Genomic DNA, 19101 nt, shown 5'->3' with positions numbered 1-19101 from the left:
ACAGCTGTGGCTGTGTGTTTTTTATTTTAATATAAATCACTTGTGTTGATTTGTGTCGGATCCTCATAAACGAGTACTTTGAAGCGAGCGGACACTTCACTACCGTTCACCAGTTTTGGTTGTAACTGATCCACTGCAGGTGTTTTCGAATCATTATCCGTATCAACCTTAACCGTTTCAAGAGCTGTCAATCGGACATACACTTTCCCGCGTGATTTTCCTTTAATCATCGGTCGATTGACAGTCTTTGATGGCACGATTTCAATCGCATCTGCATCACCCGACTCAATCGTCAAACGATAACCAGAGAACCATGATGGAACAGCATCACTTCCTGCTTGATCACGGAATCCGTACAAAGGTGTTGCATTCGAGCCGACTTGAACTTTCAACTCATCTGCGCTCAGTGTCAATCCATCTTCAACGATCTTCAATTTTTTCTCGATAGTACTATCCGAAAAATCTTTCAGGCCGATTGTCACCGTGACTTCATTGGCACTTGTTTTCGCATTCAAGGGTACCGTCAATAAATCAGTCGGTGATGTGACCGGGAGAGCCGTAGGAAGAGACGATGTTACCGTGTACGTAAATGGTTTAGTCGGTGTAAACGATTGATTCTCTTGCGTTACAAGGCGAAATGCAAGAGTATCTGGTTGATTCACTCTAATTTCCTTTTTCAAAGCATCCGCAAATGATCCCGCTAAGACGATTTTCGGCAACTTCACAGTAATTGGTACAGAATGATTCAAGGAGATCGATGTTCCATTGATTTTCTTGAAATCCGAGAAGACAGTCGTCACGTTAATCACAGATGATTCTTTCGGTCGAACACCAGAAAGGTTCGTCGCGATTTGTGACGCTGTATTAGTTGGTGTACTAAACGTTAAATAGCTTGTATCCGTCGTAAAAGTCGACTTCGTATTGGCAAATGCTTCACTCCATTTAAAAGTATAAGCAGCTGTTTCATTGACATACAAATCGGATCTAGAATTAGTCAATGTCGGTCGATTGTAGAGTTGAAGTGTTGCAGTCTCAAACGGTGTTTCATACTCGATTAGTGAGCTATCCGATGAACATTTTTTGTGATTAGGAAATTTACAATAGCCCCATGCATTCCCATTAGGTCGCGTTGTCGAACGAGTTACAGATGCTGTCGATTTAAACAGAGCTTGTGTCTCGTCAAACGTAACTGTCCCCGCTTTTGGTGCTGTCCGTAAAATGAAACGCCATGTCAGTGTATTTCCTGCCGTCTTACTAATCGAATTCCCATTCTCATCATAGCGAATAATGAATGGGTCCCATGACTTAATCGCTCCGTTTCCACTTTTTCCGGCACGGACCGGTTCAAACTCTACGACATGTGGAAAATGCAACATTATTTTTTGTTGTGTTGTTGTGTTGTTTATTTTTTCAAAGAAGACCGTCTTACCATCTTGTTTTAAATCAGGTGAAGCTAACAGTTTCGTGCTTAAACCTTCCATGACAACACCTTCAAACGTAAATCCATCCGGCAACAATTCTTCGAAGTTGAGTTCCCCGATTGCGAACGTCCCAGACTTCGAGTTCCCACAATTACCAGTGATGTATTTTTGACCAATCCGATTTAACTCAATCGAATAGTCCATGGCAACTAAATCGTCGTCGCTGTTTGGTATTGGGTTTTTCACAAATGCTTTTTGAACGTTTAAATCACGGGAAGCGATTGGTGTTCCATTATCAAAACAACTATTCTTCGCACTCGTGTAACCAAGACCAATCCCGAGTAGAAAGACGATGAATACTAGTGAAGCCAGCAGTTTATAAGTTTTCATCAAGGGCGCTCCTTGTACATGAATTTTATAATGACACTATTACTTTCATTGTACGCCCTTTTATGACTTTTTACCTATTTTTTAATTAATTCCCAGTATCTTCGTACTTCACTGATGAAATAGAGTGATCCCGTCACGACGTATGTCCGGTCCATCTCTAATTGATTGAAGAACGCTTCGACCGTCGTTACATTAGCCCCGTCTTGTTTTAACTCATCGAATGTCCTTGCTCGCGGAAAATCAAATGTCGTCTCGTAAATATCTGGTGTAATGCTATGTAACTGCGTTAGCATCGCCACCCGGTCTTTGTCACGTAAAATCGAACAAAGTAACGTCACAGGTTTGGACTCCTCTTTTAACCGTTCAACCAGTGCCGTGATGCCTTCCGGGTTATGGGCACCATCGAGAATGATTCGTGGTTTACGCGAGATGATCTCAAAGCGTCCCGGATGTTTTGCTTCCCGTAGTCCTTTTCGGATTGCCGCCTTCGACCAGCCGAGTCGTCGCGCACAGATGACGGCGTTTGCCGCATTGTGGACTTGATGATGGCCTTCGAGCCCTAAACGTGTCTCCGGAATCCCATCATATGTCGCCCAGGTACCCGTCTCTTTTAATCGGTAACGGATGATGGCTTCCTGACTCCATTTCAACGTCGCATTCCGATCCCCGCAATACGCCATTAACGGCACCGTCAGCTCTTCCTGCAGTTTTCCGGCGATGACCGGTGTCCCTTGTTTGATGATGCCGAACTTCTGTAAGGCAATCTCTTGGAGCGTATCTCCGAGAATCGCTTGGTGATCGTGTCCGATCGACGTGATGATTGCTGCGACCGGCTTCTTGAAGACGTTCGTCGAATCATACAACCCACCGAGTCCGACTTCATAGATAACGAAATCCGGGCGAATCTGATCAAAGTAGTAGAAGGCAAGCCCCGTCAATGCTTCAAACTCGGTGACCGTACCGAGTGCCGGATCGATGCGCCCGATGGCAGCTTGAACGGCAATCGCAGCTGTGACGAGATCATCTTCTGCAATCGGTAACCCGTTCAACATGATCCGTTCCTCAAACTGAATGATGTACGGTGACGTAAATGTCCCGATTTGCAATCCTTCCGCAACCCCCATCTCACGCAAGAACGCAACCGTCGATCCTTTTCCGTTCGTTCCGGCGACATGAATCGTCGGAATCGCGTCCGGGTCAATCTGTAATTCCAGTAACATCGCTTGCATCCGTTCAAGACCTGGTTTGACGCCGAATGCTAGTAAGCTCGATAACCAATCCAATACATCTTCTCGCGTCCTCATGCTGTTCGCTCCTTTAAAAAAAGTGGCTCAAGGAGACTTGAGCCACTGCTGTAATTAGTGTGAGAGTTCGTTGATGCGTGCTTCGACAGCTTGACGTTTTTCCGTATAATCAAGTGCCTTCGCTTTTTCTTCATCAATGACATGTGCTGGTGCTTTGCCGACGAAGCCAGGGTTGTTGAGTTTTTTCTCGACCCGTTCGACTTCTTTCGTATACTTGACGAGTTCTTTATTCAAGCGCGCGATTTCTTCCTCGATGTTGATTAAGTCAGCGAGTGGGATGAACAATTCTGCTCCCGTTACGATCGCACTCATTGCTTTTTCTGGCGCCGGCATCTGTTCTTCAATCCGGAGTTCAGACGCGTTCGTGAACTTTTGCAAGTACGAGCTGTTTGACGACAAGTCGTCTTGAACACGTGCGTCATTCGTCGATATGAACAGTTGGATCTGTTTCGACATCGGTGCGTTCACTTCCGCGCGGATGTTACGAACCGAACGGATGACGTTCTGAACCGCTTCAAATGCTGGAACAGCTTCCGGGAAGTCGAGTGACGCCTCGCGTGTCGGCCATGCGGCACGTGTGATCGTCTCACCTTCATGCGGTAAGTGTTGCCAGATTTCTTCCGTGATGAACGGCATGAACGGATGCATCAAGCGCATGATCCGGTCGAGTGTATAGGCAAGAACCGAACGCGTCGTTTGTTTCGCTGCTTCGTCTTCTCCGTTGAGCGGCAACTTCGCCATCTCGATATACCAGTTACAGAAGTCTTCCCAGATGAAGTGATAGAGAATACGTCCCGCTTCACCAAACTCATATTTGTCCGACAAACGCGTCACATCGTCGATCGTCGTCTGTAAGCGTGTCAGAATCCATTTATCTGCGAGTGATTTCTCGCCTGTCAAATCAATCTGATCAAACGTTAGACCATCCATGTTCATCAAGGCAAAACGGCTTGCGTTCCACAGTTTGTTCGAGAAGTTCCATGTTGCTTCGATCTTTTCCCAGTAGAAACGAAGATCATTCCCTGGCGTCGATCCTGTCGTTAGGAACCAGCGAAGTGAATCGGCACCATACTTCTCAATGACATCCATCGGGTCGATCCCGTTCCCGAGGGATTTCGACATCTTGCGTCCTTCCGAATCACGAATCAATCCGTGGATCAAGACGTCTTGGAATGGACGTTGTCCCGTGAATTCATACGATTGGAAGATCATCCGTGATACCCAAAAGGCGATGATGTCGTACCCTGTAACGAGTGTCGATGTCGGGAAGTATTTCTGATAATCCGCTGCGTCCGTGTTCGGCCAACCCATCGTTGAGAACGGCCAAAGGGCTGAAGAGAACCATGTATCGAGAACATCGTTGTCTTGCTCCCAGTTCTCGAGATCGGCTGGTGCTTCCTTGCCAACGTAGACTTCGCCTGTTTCTTTATGGTACCAAGCCGGAATCCGGTGTCCCCACCACAGTTGACGGCTGACACACCAGTCACGGATGTTTTCCATCCAGCGTACATACGTGTTCTCAAAGCGTTGTGGAACGAAGTTGACCTTGTCTGGTCCTTGTTGTTCCTCGAGTGCTTTTTGCGCGAGTGGTTCCATTTTGACGAACCATTGTAATGAGAGATACGGCTCGACGATTGCATCTGAACGTTCCGAGTGACCAACAGAGTGCAAGTGTGGTTCGATTTTGATTAGAACACCTTCTGCTTTTAAATCTTCAACGATTTGTTTCCGGCATTCGAAACGATCCATGCCTTCGTATTTCCCTGCGTTCTCGTTCATCGCTCCATCTTCATTCATGACGAGGACACGTGGTAATTCGTGGCGGTTACCGACTTCGAAGTCATTCGGGTCGTGTGCAGGTGTAATCTTCACGACACCTGTACCGAACTCCATGTCGACATATTCATCGGCAACGATCGGAATCTCGCGACCAACAATTGGTAACGTGATCGTTTTTCCGACGAGGTGAGCGTAACGCTCATCCTTCGGGTTCACGGCGATCGCTGTATCACCAAGCATCGTCTCAGGACGTGTCGTCGCGAGTTCAACATGACCTGAACCGTCCGTCAGTGGATAGCTGAGGTGGTAAAACGCCCCTTCGATATCTTTGTAGATGACTTCGATATCCGAGATCGCTGTTTTCGTCGCCGGGTCCCAGTTAACGATGTATTCGCCACGATAGATCAAGCCTTTTTCGTAAAGTTTCACGAAGACTTCTTGAACTGCTTCCGACAAGCCTTCGTCGAGCGTGAAGCGTTCACGCGAGTAATCGAGTCCAAGACCGAGTTTTGCCCATTGTGCACGGATCGTTGACGCATACTCTTCTTTCCATGCCCAAGATTGCTCGAGGAATTTCTCACGACCCATTTCAAGACGTGATTGCCCTTCTGCTCGCAGTTTTTGTTCGACTTTTGCTTGCGTCGCAATACCAGCATGGTCCATTCCTGGTAGATAAAGGACGTCGAACCCTTGCATCCGCTTCATCCGTGTCAGCATGTCTTGTAACGTCGTGTCCCACGCGTGACCAAGGTGCAATTTACCTGTGACGTTCGGTGGTGGAATGACGATCGTGTACGGCTCTTTTTCTGGATCCTGATCGGCTTTGAAATAGTCACCTTTCACCCAAAAGTCGTACCATTTTTCTTCCGTTGCCTGCGGATCATACTTCGTTGGCATTGATAATTCCTGCATCCTGATCGCTCCCTTTTTGTCCATAATAAAAACGGCTTCTCTCGTCCTATGCTAAGGACGAAAGAAAGCCGTTGCTTTTTTCCGCGGTACCACCTTAGTTCACCCACAATCGGATGCCCTCGAGCCACGTAACGTGTGGAGGACGGATATCGCTCGTAAGACTCACGATACCAGCTCGTGGGGTGACCTTCCTCCTGTTCGCCCGTCACATCTTTCAGCCAAGGATGTGTTCTCTACACCGGTACGAATACAGGACTACTCTTCCCGTCATCGCTGTTGCCATTTTCTTCTTTACTCATTTTAGCCGAGAGTTCAAGCAATCGTCAAGAACTGCTTAACGACCAAATTCAACTTGGAGTTCCTTGAACGTCAATTCGACGGCTTCGATCGTCCGCTCGATGTCTTCATCCGTATGAGCGATCGACAGGAAGAGACCTTCGAATTGTGATGGTGGTAAGAAGACACCACGCGCCGCCATCTTTTGATAATACGAACGGAACATCTCAAGGTTCGATGTTTTCGCTTTTTCGAAGTTCGTGACGCGTTCATTCGTGAAGAAGACACCGAACATCGCGCCTGCACGGTTCGTCGTCAGCGGAATGTTGTATTTCGCCGCAGCGTTCAGGTAACCTTCCGACAAACGGCTCGCTTTCCGGTCGAACTCTTCATAGTGCTCTGGTTTCAATTGTGTCAATGTCGCTAGACCCGCTGCCATCGCGAGTGGGTTCCCGGATAATGTACCCGCTTGATAGATTGGACCTTGTGGTGCGATCTGTTCCATGATGTCACGACGTCCGCCGTAAGCCCCGACTGGCATGCCGCCGCCGATGACTTTACCGAGACATGTGATGTCCGGTGTGACACCGAAGTGTCCTTGCGCACAGTGGAATCCGACACGGAAACCGGTCATGACTTCGTCAAAGATCAATAAAGCGCCGTTTTCCGACGTGATTTCCCGTAAGCCTTCGAGGAAGCCTGGTTCTGGTGGCACGAAGCCCATGTTCCCAGCAGCCGGTTCGACGATGACACCGGCGATATCGTCGCCGTGTTTTTCAAACGCGATCCGGACAGCATCCAAATCGTTGTACGGAACTGTCAGCGTCATGCTCGCGATTTGCGCCGGAACGCCTGGTGAATCCGGTAATCCGAGTGTCGCGACACCTGAACCTGCTTTAATCAAGAGCGAGTCACCGTGACCATGGTAACAGCCTTCGAACTTGAGGATTTTCGTCCGACCTGTGTAGCCGCGTGCGAGACGAAGGGCAGCCATCGTCGCTTCTGTACCCGAATTGACCATCCGGACGACTTCGACCGACGGTACCCGACTGATGACGACTTCCGCCATCGCTGATTCGATTTCCGTTGGTGTCCCGTAACTCCAGCCACGCGTCGCTTGTTCTTGAATCGCTGACGTGACGATTGGATCGGCATGACCGAGAATCATCGGTCCCCATGACAGGACGTAATCGATATACTCTTTTCCGTCGATATCATAGAGCTTTGATCCTTTCGCATGATCTGCGAAAATCGGTGTCATCCCGACCGATTTATAAGCACGAACCGGACTGTTGACACCACCCGGCATGAGCGGGAGTGCCCGCTCGAATGCTTCTTTTGATTTTGAGTTCTGGTTAATTAAGCTCATTTCGACCCCTCCAGGTAACGACAAATGTCTTTTGCGAAATAGGTGATGATTAAATCAGCGCCTGCTCGTTTAAAGCCAAGCATCGTCTCAAGGACGATTCGTTCTTCGTCGATCCAGCCGTTCAAGGCAGCGGCTTTGACCATTGCATACTCACCCGATACGTTATACGCAACGATTGGTAGATCGATTCGCTCGCGCACATCACGAATGATATCCATGAACGCAAGTGCAGGTTTGACGATCATGAAGTCAGCTCCTTGATCGACGTCCGCTGTTGCTTCGCGGAACGCTTCGCGACGGTTTGCTGGATCCATTTGATAACCTTTCCGGTCGCCTTCTCCCGGTGCCGAATTCGCTGCATCACGGAATGGACCGTAATAAGCAGACGCGTATTTAACACCATAGCTCATGACCGGAATATGGTTGAAGCCGTTCTCGTCTAATCCTTGACGAATCGCTGCGACGAATCCGTCCATCATCGATGATGGCGCGATGACGTCGGCACCTGCTCGAGCTTGTGAGATGGCTGTTTTGACGTGAAGCGGTAATGACGCATCATTATCGACCGTTCCGTCGGCGACGATTCCACAGTGACCTGTCGACGTATATTCACATAAGCATGTGTCGGCGATGACCGTTAGCTGCGGAGCAACTTTTTTAACGAGACGTGTCGCTTCTTGAACGATCCCGTGATCGTGAAACGCACCTGATCCTTGCTCGTCTTTCAAGTGGTCATGCGGAACACCGAATAAAATGACAGATTCGATTCCGAGTGCGACGACTTCTTCAATCTCAGCCGTCAGATGATCAAGTGATAAGTTGAAGACGCCAGGCATCGAACTGACTTCGCGTTTAATATCTTCACCTTCAGCGACGAAGATCGGATAAATCAAATCTGATTTATGCAACTGGTTCTCGCGGACGAGTGACCGGAGTGATGCGGTATGACGTAAACGACGGTGACGTGCGTATTCTAATGTGTTCATGCTGATTCCTCCTCAATGATACGATCAATCATGCCGTCCACCGTGAATTCACGGGCGACATGGATCGGTTGAAGTCCGGCTGCTTTTGCTGCTTGCTCCGTGATCGTCCCGATGACGATGAAGGTCGTCTTCGGGTCTAGCGGAGCAATCGCTTCGACAGCGGAAGGACTCTGCAGTCCAATATAGGTGGCTGTTTTGACAAGTGCTTCAGGTAGCCGACGAGTGACGGTTTCATAGGTGATGATATCCTCGATCGTATATCGATTCAGTTTTCGTAACTGATCGACCGGTGCTTGCCGCGAGCGGTTCCCTCGCGCAAAAACGATATGATCGCCGTCAGACAAGTATGGTACGAGTTCTGCGACGAGTGCATCTCCTGTAAAGGTCGACGGACAGAAGTCGGCTGTTCGACCGTACTTCGCAAGTGCGTCTGCCGTCTTTCGTCCGACGACCGCGATACGCGTTGCAGCTAATTCAGGCAACGCATCAGCAATCCGGTGGACACCATTCGGACTCGTCACGATGAGCCAATCAATTCCCCTTGGCAACGTAAACGAAACCGGTCGCGTTTCAATGACAGGATAGTGCACCGACTCGATCGCGACGGCGCGCAGTCGCGCCATCTGCTCGGTCGTCGGTGGTCGACTGCCCGTGAAGAGTACCTGCTTACAAGTCATCCGGAAGTGTCGCGAGAATCTCACGACCGCCCGAAGCAAGCAGACGTTCGGCAACGTCTTGACCGAGTTGCATCGGGTCAAGACCTGATTCGCGCTCGATTAGGATTTGCTCTCCATCGACGGATCCGATGAATCCAACAAGTGTCGTTGACATGTCTTCGTTGATCGTTGCGAATCCACCAACAGGAACGTGACAGCTACCTTCGATCGCCGCTAAGAAAGCGCGCTCTGCGTATGCCACTTTTTCTGTCATCTGATCATGGATCAGGTGCAGGAGATCACGTACTTCTTGATCATGTTCGCGACATTCGATACCGAGGATTCCTTGACCGACGGCTGGAATCATGTCATCTGTCGAGAGATATTCCGAGACGACGTCTTCAGACCAACCCATCCGTTTTAGACCAGCTGCTGCAAGCAGAATCCCGTCAAACGGACCATTTTTTAATTTATCAAGTCGTGTATCGATGTTCCCGCGAATCGATTCGATTTTTAAATCAGGGCGGAGTTTTAGCAATTGTGATCCACGACGTAAGCTGCTCGTGCCGACAACCGCACCTTCTGGCAAGGAAGCAAGACCTTCTCCTGTTTTCGTGATCAAGGCATCACGCGCATCGACACGCGCTGGTGTGGCACCGATGATGAGACCATCCGGTAGTTCAGACGGTAAATCCTTCATGCTGTGAACAGCAAAATCGATTTCTTCGTCAATCATCTGCTGTTCGATCTCTTTTACGAATAACCCTTTACCACCGACTTTTGAGAGCGTCACATCCAAAATGCGGTCTCCTTTTGTGATGATGTTCTTGATTTCGAACTCATACGGCGCGCCGGCTTGTTTCAACTGATCAATGACCCATTTCGTCTGTGTCATCGCTAGCTTCGAGCTTCGCGATCCAACAATGATTTTTCGCATGCTAAAATCCCCCTGTACAATGATAAAGGGGCGGCACAAGTCCGCCCCATGCATTTTCTATTGTAACACAAATCGTACTTTGTTCACCGGTTCACAGCTTTTGCTGAAGGTGTCGTCTCTTCTGACGTCACGATTTCATCTTCGAGCCCATCAAACAAGTCTTCGTTTAATGCGAACGTATCCATGAACTGCGCAATCCGCTCATCAGCATCCGGTTTCGCTGCCGCATCTTTGATGTAAGATAGCGGTTCACGCAACAATTGATTGATGATGGATTTCATGTGTTTACCAATGACGGTTTTTTCACGTTTTGACATCTCCGGTAATTTCCGTTCCAAGCTTTGCATTGTCTCTTGTTGAATCCGCAATGCTTGGTCTCGTAATTCCGTGATGATCGGCACGACACCAAGTGTCGTCATCCACCCTTCGAACTCAGCGATTGCCGCTTCGATTCGTTGTTCGATTTTCGCCGCTTCCTTCATCCGTTCCGCCATGTTTTGCTGGACGATCGATGTCAGATCATCGACATCATATAAATGAACGCCTGGCAAGTCACCAACGGTCGGTTCGATGTCGCGCGGTACTGCGATGTCAATCAACAAGAATGGACGATCGTGACGGAACAGCTGTGCTGCTGCGATGTCTTCCCGTTTGATGATGGCACGTTTTGCACCTGTTGAAGAAATGACGATGTCTGCCCGAAGCAAACCGCACTGCATTTCATTAATCGAATGCGCTGATCCTTCGAACCGATTCGCGACCTCTTCTGCTTTGGCGAGCGTTCGGTTAAAGACCGTGATGTCACGAGCTCCTGCTTCATATAAGTTGAGCGTCGTCAATTCGCCAGTTTCTCCCGCACCGATGACGACAATCGATTTATCTTCAAGCGATCCGAGTAACTGTTCGGCAAGCGTGACGGCAGCAGCACTGACAGAAACGGCATTTTCACCGATTCCAGTTTCTGCGTGAGCCCGTTTGGCGAGCGTGACCGCTTCTTTGAAGAGTTTGTTAAAGACCGTTCCTGTCGTTTCAAGCTTCTGTGCCATGAAGAAGCTTGTCTTGACCTGACCAAGGATTTGCGTTTCACCGACGATCATTGAATCAAGACCACTTGTCACGCGGAACAGATGTTTCATCGCATCGAATCCTTCATGGATGAAGAGATACGGCTCGAGCTCTTCCATCGTCAAACCAAACCAGTTTGCAAGGAAACGTTTTGTATAATACCGTCCTGTATGTGGCTGATCCGTCACGACGTACAGTTCCGTCCGGTTACATGTCGAGACGATGACACTTTCAAAGATACTTTTTTCATCGCGCAATGCGACGACCGCTCCCTTCATCTCATGCTCCCCAAATGAGACTTGTTCGCGTATTGATACAGGCGCTGTTTTGTTATTCAAGCCGACCACTACGATATGCATGCGCTCTACCCCTTACGTCCAAAGATTTCGTTCCGATCTATCTTTTCGTTCTCTATCCTACATTATAACCATTATAAAAAAGATTCCAATCAATTTATAAACTAAAATGAGTCGAAGTTGTGAAATCTTCTTCATTTTTTCTCTTCTTCTACCTTATCCCTCTCCCGTAAAAATCACAAACCCTCTGCTCCTAAAAAGAGCAGAGGGTTACACTTTACTTCAACGATTCAGATGATACCGTCACGTCCGGTACGTCGAGACGTTGCTGACGTAAACGATAAATCCGAGCGATGTTCTGAATGACGACTTTTGAGACCGCATAGGTCGGAACTGCCAAGATGACACCGATGATGCCACCGATTTTCCCGGCAACGAGCAAAACGATGATGATCGTCAGGGGATGGACCTTGAGTGTTTTTCCTTGAACGTAAGGAGAAATCAAGTTCGATTCGATTTGTTGCGCGACGACGATCGTGATGATCGCATAGACCGCTTTGATCGGATCATCAATGAATCCGACAATGACTGCCGGGACGGCACCGATGTAAGGTCCAAGATACGGGATGATGTTCGTCACCGTACAGAATAAGGCAAGCAATAACGCATATTGAATGTCAGCAATGAAAAAGCCGATCAAGGACATCACACCGACGCAGATTGAGACGATGACCTGTCCGTTGACGTAATGCTTTACTGTCACGTGCATGTCGTGCAGAATTTTACGCGTTTCCGTTTCGTAGCTACGCGGTAACAATTTCACGACGGAGTCAGGGAATTTATACCCGTCAAGCAACATATACACTAAAATGAACGGCACTAAGACAATGATTAAGACCGTCGAAGAGATGACACCGAAAATCGTTCCAACGGACGTCGAGACGGACTTGAAGACGGTACCGACATACGATGTCGCTTCATTCGTCCACTTATCAAATAAATCTGTATTCTCATGTACCCAGGTCGAGATAAAACGATTGTCCATCAGCTGATCGCGTAAATTTAACGTTTGATCACGCAATTCGATGACGAGCGTCGGAATGCTCGTTGCAAAATCTGTCACCTGCTCAACTAAGATCGGTCCGATTGAAGCGACGGCGATCGTCAGGATCGTGATGAAACCAAGTAAAACGATCAACACGGCAAGACCACGTTTCTTGACTCGTTTTTGTAACGCATCTACGATCCCAAGCGTGAAGTAATAGAAAATACCCGCAATAATGAGCGGTGGGAAGATCAATGCCAGCATGACTTTTATCGGCTGGAATAAAAATGAGATCTTTGTACCGACCCAGATGACAAGAAAAATCACTAATACCCAAATTAATGCTTTAAACCATTTGTTTCGTAACAAATCCACCTAGCATATCCTCCTCATACCTATTCGTCAGCCGACTTTTTCCTCGGTGACGTCTTCGAGGCGTTGGCGCTCCATCTGTCCCCAGTTTCCTCGACCAGTCAAGAATTGAATCAATCCACCTAGTTTGAAGAAGACTAAAATCGGACGGTACCAGAACGACTCGGTCAAGGACCATAAATACAACCGAATCAATTCTTTGACGTTCTTGAATCGGTGCATCGTCCACTCTTCCAATAATACGGCACCTGCTGATAATAAGGAACCATAGAGTAAGGCGACGACCAATAAGACGATACCAAATTCAAAGTTAAGCGTCCCGACGAGCAGGTTGAGCGGAATGATGAAATATCCGATCAGTTCAACGATAGGTCCGAGTAATTCAATCAAAAAGAAATATAGCATCGAAACGCCACCAACAGAACCATATTTCGGATTACCGATCATGCGCTTATGGGTCCAGAGTGTCTCAGCTAGCCCACGGTGCCAACGTGTCCGTTGCGACCGCAACACTTCCATTGACTCCGGAGCTTGCGTCCAACAGACTGGTGCCGGAACGTACTCGATGCGTTTATCGAGTTTATTTTCCTTCATGTATCGGTGCAAACGAACGACAAGTTCCATATCCTCACCGACAAGTCCTTCCTTATATCCACCTGCCTGGACAACGATGTTCTTTTGGAACAGACCGAACGCACCAGAGACAATCAATAAGATGTTGAAACGGCTAAGTCCAAGGCGGCCAAATAAGAATGCTCGGAAATATTCAATCATCTGCATCAAGACGATCCGTTGTTTTGGTGTCCGAATCTCGACGATTTCACCACCTTCAATCGTACAGCCATTGACGAGGAAGATTGAACCGCATGTCGCGACGACCTCTTCGTCGGACTCGACGATCGGTTTCATGACTTTTAATAGGGCATCCCGCTCTAAAATCGAATCCGCGTCAAGCGAGCAGAAATACGGATAACTGGAATGGTCGATACCGGCATTCAAGGCATCCGCCTTTCCACCATTCTCTTTATCGATAACGATCAAACGACTATCGATCCGCGAACGGTAGACTTGTTTGACCGGCTTCGAACCGATTAGAATCCTCGGATAGCGGATTTCCTTCTCCAGCTCATACGATCGGAACAATTCGTCCATCGTTCCGTCCTTTGAACCATCATTGATGACGATGACTTCATGCTCCGGATAGTCAAGTGCTAGCAAAGCTTGGACACTCGAGACGATCGTATATTCCTCATTGTACGCTGGTACAAGGATACTGACCGGCCGTGTATAGAGAGAGCGCATCAGTGGCAAGTAAGAGCTCTCTTTCCGACGGAAGCGTTGCCGTCGCACCATTTGAGCTGAAATCAGGTAAAGCATCGAATAGAACACGATGACGAGTAACATATAAATCAACACTGTCCATGAAAGGACTTCAATAATGGCTTGGATTGTCTCAGACGACATGATGCTTCATCTCCTTTGCCAACCGTTCTGTAGCTTTTTGACGTGCATAGCGGTCGGGATGTGTACTTGATACCTTCGCCAATTGTTCGATCCCGCCACAAGCAAGCAGCGCATCAAAGGCAGCCGTCCGGACCCACCACGATCGACTACCGACAAACGGCAAGATCGCTGGTATCGCATCGGCTGGAACGACATGTTCTAAGAAACGAAGGGCAAGCATTTGCTCAACCCAACTTGATTCTTCTTCCAAGTAAGGCACATATAACTTCCAGTCCTCCTCAAGCCCGATTCGCGTGAGCGCACGAAGGGCACGTTTTCGGATTTCTGGATTTTCATCTGTCGTCTTGTCACGAACGAGTGCGATATAACGTGTCTCATCGCGATCAAAGATCAACTGAAGGATCGCTAACTTAAAAGACAGTGTCAATTCTTCAAACACAGCCACCCATTCCTCTAAGTCTTGACTACGACCGACCGCAAGAATCGCACCGAAGAAACTAATCCCATTTTCTTGCTTGGCGATGGCGATTGCATCTTGCGGTGATAGTGAGACGAGGGTCCGAACGATGACATCGCTCTCTTCTTTTTCAATCGTGTTTCCCCAACGCGCATGAATCATCGGTGCGACTGCTACCAAACGGAATTGAGAGACGGCCTCATAAGCGTTCAAGCGACGGTCAATACGGTGATGCTTCAATTGTTGTTCGTAATAGGCTTGCATATTAGCAGCGACAAAAGCTTGCACTCGTTCGAGATGTGCCGGTGTTGCCGTCAAGTTAGACAGTGCGAAGAGCTCAAGCTCAGCTAAATCCTCGTTTCCTTTTTGAACCGTCGGCATGTCCTGACGTTCACCTGTCGCATAGTCGTAGATGTCATCTCGAAAAGCAAGTTGCCAATCGCTACGGGAATGCTCGCGGTTGGCACGTTTTCGTTTTTGAACGACGAGATAGACCAATGCTCCACCTTGTAAGAAAACGAGTACAACGATAAATACTAGAATCGCCTGCATCATCGGCCATCCTCAACTTTTCGAATCCACGCGCGGAATTCTTCGATTTTTAAGGGAAGGGTCATAATATAATCAACACCTCGGTCAATCGCAAGAACATGATCGCGTTCACGGTTGTACATCGAGATCATCATCGATTGGAACGGTGCGACACTCTGTTGTTTTGCTCGCAGTAGTAATTCCAGCCCATCTGCTCGTGGTAATGCTGACGTAAACACGAGTAAGTACGGACGGGATGCTACGTACTCGTCAAGGAATGTCTCTGCTCGTTCGAATGTGACGAACCGTTCGAAGCGTTCCGTCAGTTCCCGTTCCATCATCCGACGGATATGCGGATCTTCCGTTACGACGACGACATCCGCGATATGATGGATTTTCTTATAACGCGCTAGCCGGTCAAGGACAAGCTCCCGCGATAGTGTCGCCGGTAGAATTTCTCGCGCATTTTCTAAACCATAGAAAGAGGTCTCCGTATTAAAATACACGACGGGAATTCGTTCCTCGATGACAGGTTCGCTTGCGAGAACGACATCGGCATAAGAGATGTCCGTTTGCACGCACCATCCCTCTTCGATCAGACCATTGACCGTCTCCGGCATTCGTCCAACTGTGTGCACGAACAAGGTATTCGTCGACGATTGCCGGACGGTTTCTTCCGTCCATTCAATCGACGAACTGACTTCACGATCTTGACTTGTTGATTCAAACGACTGATTGATTATTTTCCACATCTCTTCACGTCGCATTTAGTTTCCTCCCTCAGTGAATGCTTTTTTCATCGTCCGATAGACAGGTTTCAGTTCTTCTCGCTGTTGCGGATTCGTCCACTCTGCCCAGTTGTAGAAACCACGATCCTTTTCAGGGATACGTGTCTCACCAACTTGACCTGTGACTTCGATTCCTTCCGTAATCATCTTCGCTTCTAATCCATCTTTCCAGAAGTCACCGATGATTTCATGTTTACTAGGGTCTCGCATATTCAAGACCATCCATGGAATACGGAGCTCTACGGTTGGTTTCGTGATATCTGAGATATCTGTCAAGATATCGTCTGGTTCTCCTTCATGTAAAACACCCGTGTCCCACTTGACGGCTGGTTTGACGATTTTTTTCGTCACCGGGTCGCGTCTTGCATAATCGAGCATTTGATAAATTGGAACGAACTTACCGCTGTCTTTTTGATCAGACGGTGGTTTTACCATCTCAAACGGCATCTTGAGACCATAGTGATAACGGAAGATATCATAACGAGCATCGACATCGATGCGCGCCTTCTGATCGATCGTCAGGCGATATTCCGCTCCTTCGTCAAGCATCAACGGACCGACTTTCGTATTCCCATCGTTCGGTTTCGTCGATAGCGCAAGTGTCGTCGGCTCTGCTTTTTTCCGGTCGATACGCAAATAGAGATAGGCTTCGTCGGATGTCATATATATCGCTTGATCCTTATTTTCAGCGACTGGTGCATACCCTTTCCAATCATCCAATTTCCCGTCAATGACGATATCTGAACGCAGGAAACCAAGCATACCGAAATGTTGTTCGCTCGTCTGGACATTCGACCAACGGGGACGCGTATTGGCATCATCATAATCCATCGTGTTCCACGTCCGCTTGAACCATTCATCTTGCCAGATGAAGACGAGTCCACCGGCTGTTTTGACGTCTTTAATGTCTTGATAGAGTTGTGCGACGAGTTCGCCTTGTTTCTTCTCACTGACATGCCCTTGATCGAAACCATTTGGTCCGAGGTGCGTCTTCCCGCGAGAACTCGGAATTCCGAATTCTGATACAAGTAGCGGCATATCATGATAATCCTTCATCTTCTTCAAGTAACGGGCATACGATTCAGATCCTTTGTCCGTTTTTTGACTGTACTCTTCCTTTATGAACGAAGGATAGTACGGATAGATGTGGTAAGACGCGAACAAGCCACCCGGGAAATCCTTCGTTGCTTTTAAGTGATTGAAATCAATGGAGACGAGGTCCTGTTCTTCCTCAATCTCTTTTGGGTGTTTCAACGGATCCGTCGTCGGCCAGTTCGTCGAACCGATTGGTCGTGTTGTGCCGTACTCTTTGATTTCGTGTGCAGTCGCCGTATCCATCCGACCTGCTAACCACGATTCGAAAGGAGACGCTTCTTTCGTCGTCGTTACATATTGTCCTTCGAAACGTGTTCCTTTGTTCTTTTTATTTGTTTCAACGACAGCTTCCGGTAACCATTCGATTCCGAAGACAAATGCTGAAACGTATTGCGAGACGTCTGAAGTGTATGTTCCGGAAGCATGACCAACAACTTCTTTAACGACTGCGTTTCCATGAATGACGTCAACCATTCGTTTTGCTTCCGTATCTGTCATCTTCATGAACTTTGGATCAAATGCATTTTTTAGTTCCTCGAACGGCTTCTCTTCGACCCACATGCCTTGCATGAGATAAATCGGTTGTTTCGCCTGTTCGTTGTAAGCTTTTAATGCATCGTAAAAAGCAGGAGGGTGCAACGTGTACACACGAATCGTATTGACCCCCATCGCTCCGATTTCCTTCAACCAACGATCATATTCGTTTCGGCTGATGGCATGTTCCCCGGGAAATGCACCTGGTCGACCAAGTCCAATGTTGACACCCTTAACGAAGTACGGCTTCCATTCACCATCTTGATACATCTCAAGTGTGTCCTGTCCTTCACGAGCTCGGGTCCGCAACTCTTGATTACCGACCTTCGTTTGTGAAAGTGGTTTGATCTTCGCAGTTTGTGTCGAGATCCGTTTCGTATCTTCAAGAATCCGCGTCAGCGTCGGGGCGTAAATCTTCCAGAAGAACGCCGATTCACTTTCCGCACTATCGAGGATGAACTGTTTGCGGAACCAATCGAGACCACTGTATCGATAATAACGTGGGATATCCGCGACGTCCGTATAATCACCGGCAAAATAGTGACCACTTCCTTGCGTGACATACGCTGGAAACTCAAGCGGCAACTGGTATTTTCGAAGCATTGCTTGTGTCTGTTTCGAAGGATTCCAAGAGAAATGCGCTTGTTGTTTCCCGCCATCTAGTTCAAGAATCTCGAACCAGTAGTTATAACGGACCTCATCTTTTGCATTCCCCTTATTTTGATCCCACTTATAAAGTAAAGGAGTGTCATCATTGACGAAAAAAGCTTTTTCGGTCGAATCATTAATAAAAACATAACCCGGACCTGATAGTTTGAACTCTTTTTCTTTCGCTTGTGTTTTTAATTGAGCTACGACGTTTTTCTCAAGACCTTGCAGTTTTGTTAAATCTGGGAAAAATCGACCTATCCATCCTGTCCAAGCCGTCCCGAATAATTGTCGAAACGCATTGGACCGCTCGACTGACGTCGGACTTGCTGCTGTATTAAATTCCGCCACGACGGTTTTCCCTTGCGAAATCGCTTCAGTTGCGAGCTCGACGTCTTCTGTCGTCAAGCCACCACGATGTTCTTTTTCCCCGTTGACGTCATATGATTTTCCGTACGTATCCGTAAACAACAGCACATCTGCTTTAGAGGCTTGTTGTAACATTTTTTTACCTTGTGTACCATCATACCGGTTGATGTAGTCCGAATACGTATAATCTTGCCCTTGCGTATTTCGGATCTTTAAGTGATTCAATAACCACGTCGTTCCGGCATGCTCTCGCTCTTCCGTTCCGTTCGTGTAATCAAATAGCGCAATGTCTAATGTCTTTTCCTGCTTCAAGAACCAAATGGCAAATGGTGTCAGAATGAGTAAGACGACGATTGCGAACGTCCATTTATAACGCCTCATATTGGCATAGCCTCCCACTAGAACAA

Annotated in this window: 13 protein-coding genes and 1 other annotated feature; all 13 genes read right to left on the bottom strand. The window is 47.8% G+C overall.

Translation table 11 applies throughout. The annotated features are described in order from the left end of the window. Positions 1 to 26 precede the first annotated feature (26 nt). Complete coding sequence (locus tag Q9R23_RS06275; protein WP_311246618.1) at positions 27 to 1811, bottom strand: hypothetical protein; 1785 nt, start codon at positions 1809 to 1811, stop codon at positions 27 to 29. Between the two features lie 74 nt (positions 1812 to 1885). Next, on the bottom strand, positions 1886 to 3115 hold the full coding sequence (locus Q9R23_RS06270) for a bifunctional folylpolyglutamate synthase/dihydrofolate synthase (RefSeq protein ID WP_311246617.1): 1230 nt from the start codon (positions 3113 to 3115) through the stop codon (positions 1886 to 1888). 54 nt (positions 3116 to 3169) lie between these two features. Continuing rightward, positions 3170 to 5806 carry a valine--tRNA ligase gene (locus Q9R23_RS06265; protein WP_396136357.1) on the bottom strand — a complete coding sequence of 879 codons (2637 nt, stop codon included), beginning with the start codon at positions 5804 to 5806 and terminating at the stop codon, positions 3170 to 3172. A 50-nt stretch (positions 5807 to 5856) separates the two neighbouring features. Next, positions 5857 to 6086: a binding site (T-box leader), on the bottom strand. Positions 6087 to 6140: 54 nt separating this feature from the next. Further along, a complete protein-coding gene (gene hemL, locus Q9R23_RS06260) occupies positions 6141 to 7451 on the bottom strand; it encodes a glutamate-1-semialdehyde 2,1-aminomutase (protein WP_290755011.1) in 1311 nt (436 codons plus the stop codon). Beyond that, the gene (gene hemB, locus Q9R23_RS06255; protein ID WP_311246616.1) at positions 7448 to 8437 is read right to left on the bottom strand and encodes a porphobilinogen synthase; all 990 of its coding nucleotides are present in this window, start codon (positions 8435 to 8437) and stop codon (positions 7448 to 7450) included. The genes hemL and hemB overlap by 4 nt, the downstream gene beginning before the upstream one ends. Continuing rightward, positions 8434 to 9114: a uroporphyrinogen-III synthase gene (locus Q9R23_RS06250; RefSeq protein ID WP_290755013.1), complete on the bottom strand. Its 681-nt coding sequence runs from the start codon at positions 9112 to 9114 to the stop codon at positions 8434 to 8436. Before Q9R23_RS06250 ends, hemB begins: the two co-directional genes overlap by 4 nt. Next, on the bottom strand, positions 9104 to 10030 hold the full coding sequence (hemC, locus tag Q9R23_RS06245; RefSeq protein WP_214852993.1) for a hydroxymethylbilane synthase: 927 nt from the start codon (positions 10028 to 10030) through the stop codon (positions 9104 to 9106). The genes Q9R23_RS06250 and hemC overlap by 11 nt, the downstream gene beginning before the upstream one ends. Before the next feature lie 83 nt (positions 10031 to 10113). Then, on the bottom strand, positions 10114 to 11454 hold the full coding sequence (gene hemA, locus Q9R23_RS06240) for a glutamyl-tRNA reductase (protein WP_035406423.1): 1341 nt from the start codon (positions 11452 to 11454) through the stop codon (positions 10114 to 10116). A gap of 214 nt (positions 11455 to 11668) precedes the next feature. Then, positions 11669 to 12811 (bottom strand): AI-2E family transporter, encoded by a 1143-nt coding sequence (locus Q9R23_RS06235; protein ID WP_311246615.1) that lies wholly within the window; start codon positions 12809 to 12811, stop codon positions 11669 to 11671. A 27-nt stretch (positions 12812 to 12838) separates the two neighbouring features. Next, positions 12839 to 14272, bottom strand: coding sequence for a glycosyltransferase family 2 protein (locus Q9R23_RS06230; protein WP_056062594.1), 1434 nt, complete (start codon positions 14270 to 14272; stop codon positions 12839 to 12841). Next, positions 14262 to 15281 carry a HEAT repeat domain-containing protein gene (locus Q9R23_RS06225; RefSeq protein ID WP_290755018.1) on the bottom strand — a complete coding sequence of 340 codons (1020 nt, stop codon included), beginning with the start codon at positions 15279 to 15281 and terminating at the stop codon, positions 14262 to 14264. Before Q9R23_RS06225 ends, Q9R23_RS06230 begins: the two co-directional genes overlap by 11 nt. After that, positions 15281 to 16027 carry a response regulator gene (locus tag Q9R23_RS06220; RefSeq protein ID WP_214852987.1) on the bottom strand — a complete coding sequence of 249 codons (747 nt, stop codon included), beginning with the start codon at positions 16025 to 16027 and terminating at the stop codon, positions 15281 to 15283. Before Q9R23_RS06220 ends, Q9R23_RS06225 begins: the two co-directional genes overlap by 1 nt. After that, on the bottom strand, positions 16028 to 19075 hold the full coding sequence (locus Q9R23_RS06215) for a hypothetical protein (RefSeq protein WP_311246614.1): 3048 nt from the start codon (positions 19073 to 19075) through the stop codon (positions 16028 to 16030). Positions 19076 to 19101 lie beyond the last annotated feature (26 nt).

This window comes from Exiguobacterium sp. BRG2, from assembly GCF_031844245.1.
In the GTDB taxonomy this organism is placed as follows: Bacteria; Bacillota; Bacilli; order Exiguobacteriales; family Exiguobacteriaceae; genus Exiguobacterium_A.
Note: the sequence above shows the minus strand (reverse complement) of the source record. Positions and strands in the feature narration are given on the sequence as shown.

Coding starts and splice junctions, on each gene's coding strand:
- Q9R23_RS06250 (WP_290755013.1), bottom strand. CDS start 9,114: ATGACTTGTAAGCAGGTACTCTTCACGGGCAGTCGACCACCGACGACC.
- Q9R23_RS06275 (WP_311246618.1), bottom strand. CDS start 1,811: ATGAAAACTTATAAACTGCTGGCTTCACTAGTATTCATCGTCTTTCTA.
- Q9R23_RS06230 (WP_056062594.1), bottom strand. CDS start 14,272: ATGTCGTCTGAGACAATCCAAGCCATTATTGAAGTCCTTTCATGGACA.
- hemC (WP_214852993.1), bottom strand. CDS start 10,030: ATGCGAAAAATCATTGTTGGATCGCGAAGCTCGAAGCTAGCGATGACA.
- Q9R23_RS06215 (WP_311246614.1), bottom strand. CDS start 19,075: ATGAGGCGTTATAAATGGACGTTCGCAATCGTCGTCTTACTCATTCTG.
- hemB (WP_311246616.1), bottom strand. CDS start 8,437: ATGAACACATTAGAATACGCACGTCACCGTCGTTTACGTCATACCGCA.
- Q9R23_RS06225 (WP_290755018.1), bottom strand. CDS start 15,281: ATGCAGGCGATTCTAGTATTTATCGTTGTACTCGTTTTCTTACAAGGT.
- Q9R23_RS06265 (WP_396136357.1), bottom strand. CDS start 5,806: ATGCAGGAATTATCAATGCCAACGAAGTATGATCCGCAGGCAACGGAA.
- Q9R23_RS06270 (WP_311246617.1), bottom strand. CDS start 3,115: ATGAGGACGCGAGAAGATGTATTGGATTGGTTATCGAGCTTACTAGCA.
- hemA (WP_035406423.1), bottom strand. CDS start 11,454: ATGCATATCGTAGTGGTCGGCTTGAATAACAAAACAGCGCCTGTATCA.
- Q9R23_RS06220 (WP_214852987.1), bottom strand. CDS start 16,027: ATGCGACGTGAAGAGATGTGGAAAATAATCAATCAGTCGTTTGAATCA.
- hemL (WP_290755011.1), bottom strand. CDS start 7,451: ATGAGCTTAATTAACCAGAACTCAAAATCAAAAGAAGCATTCGAGCGG.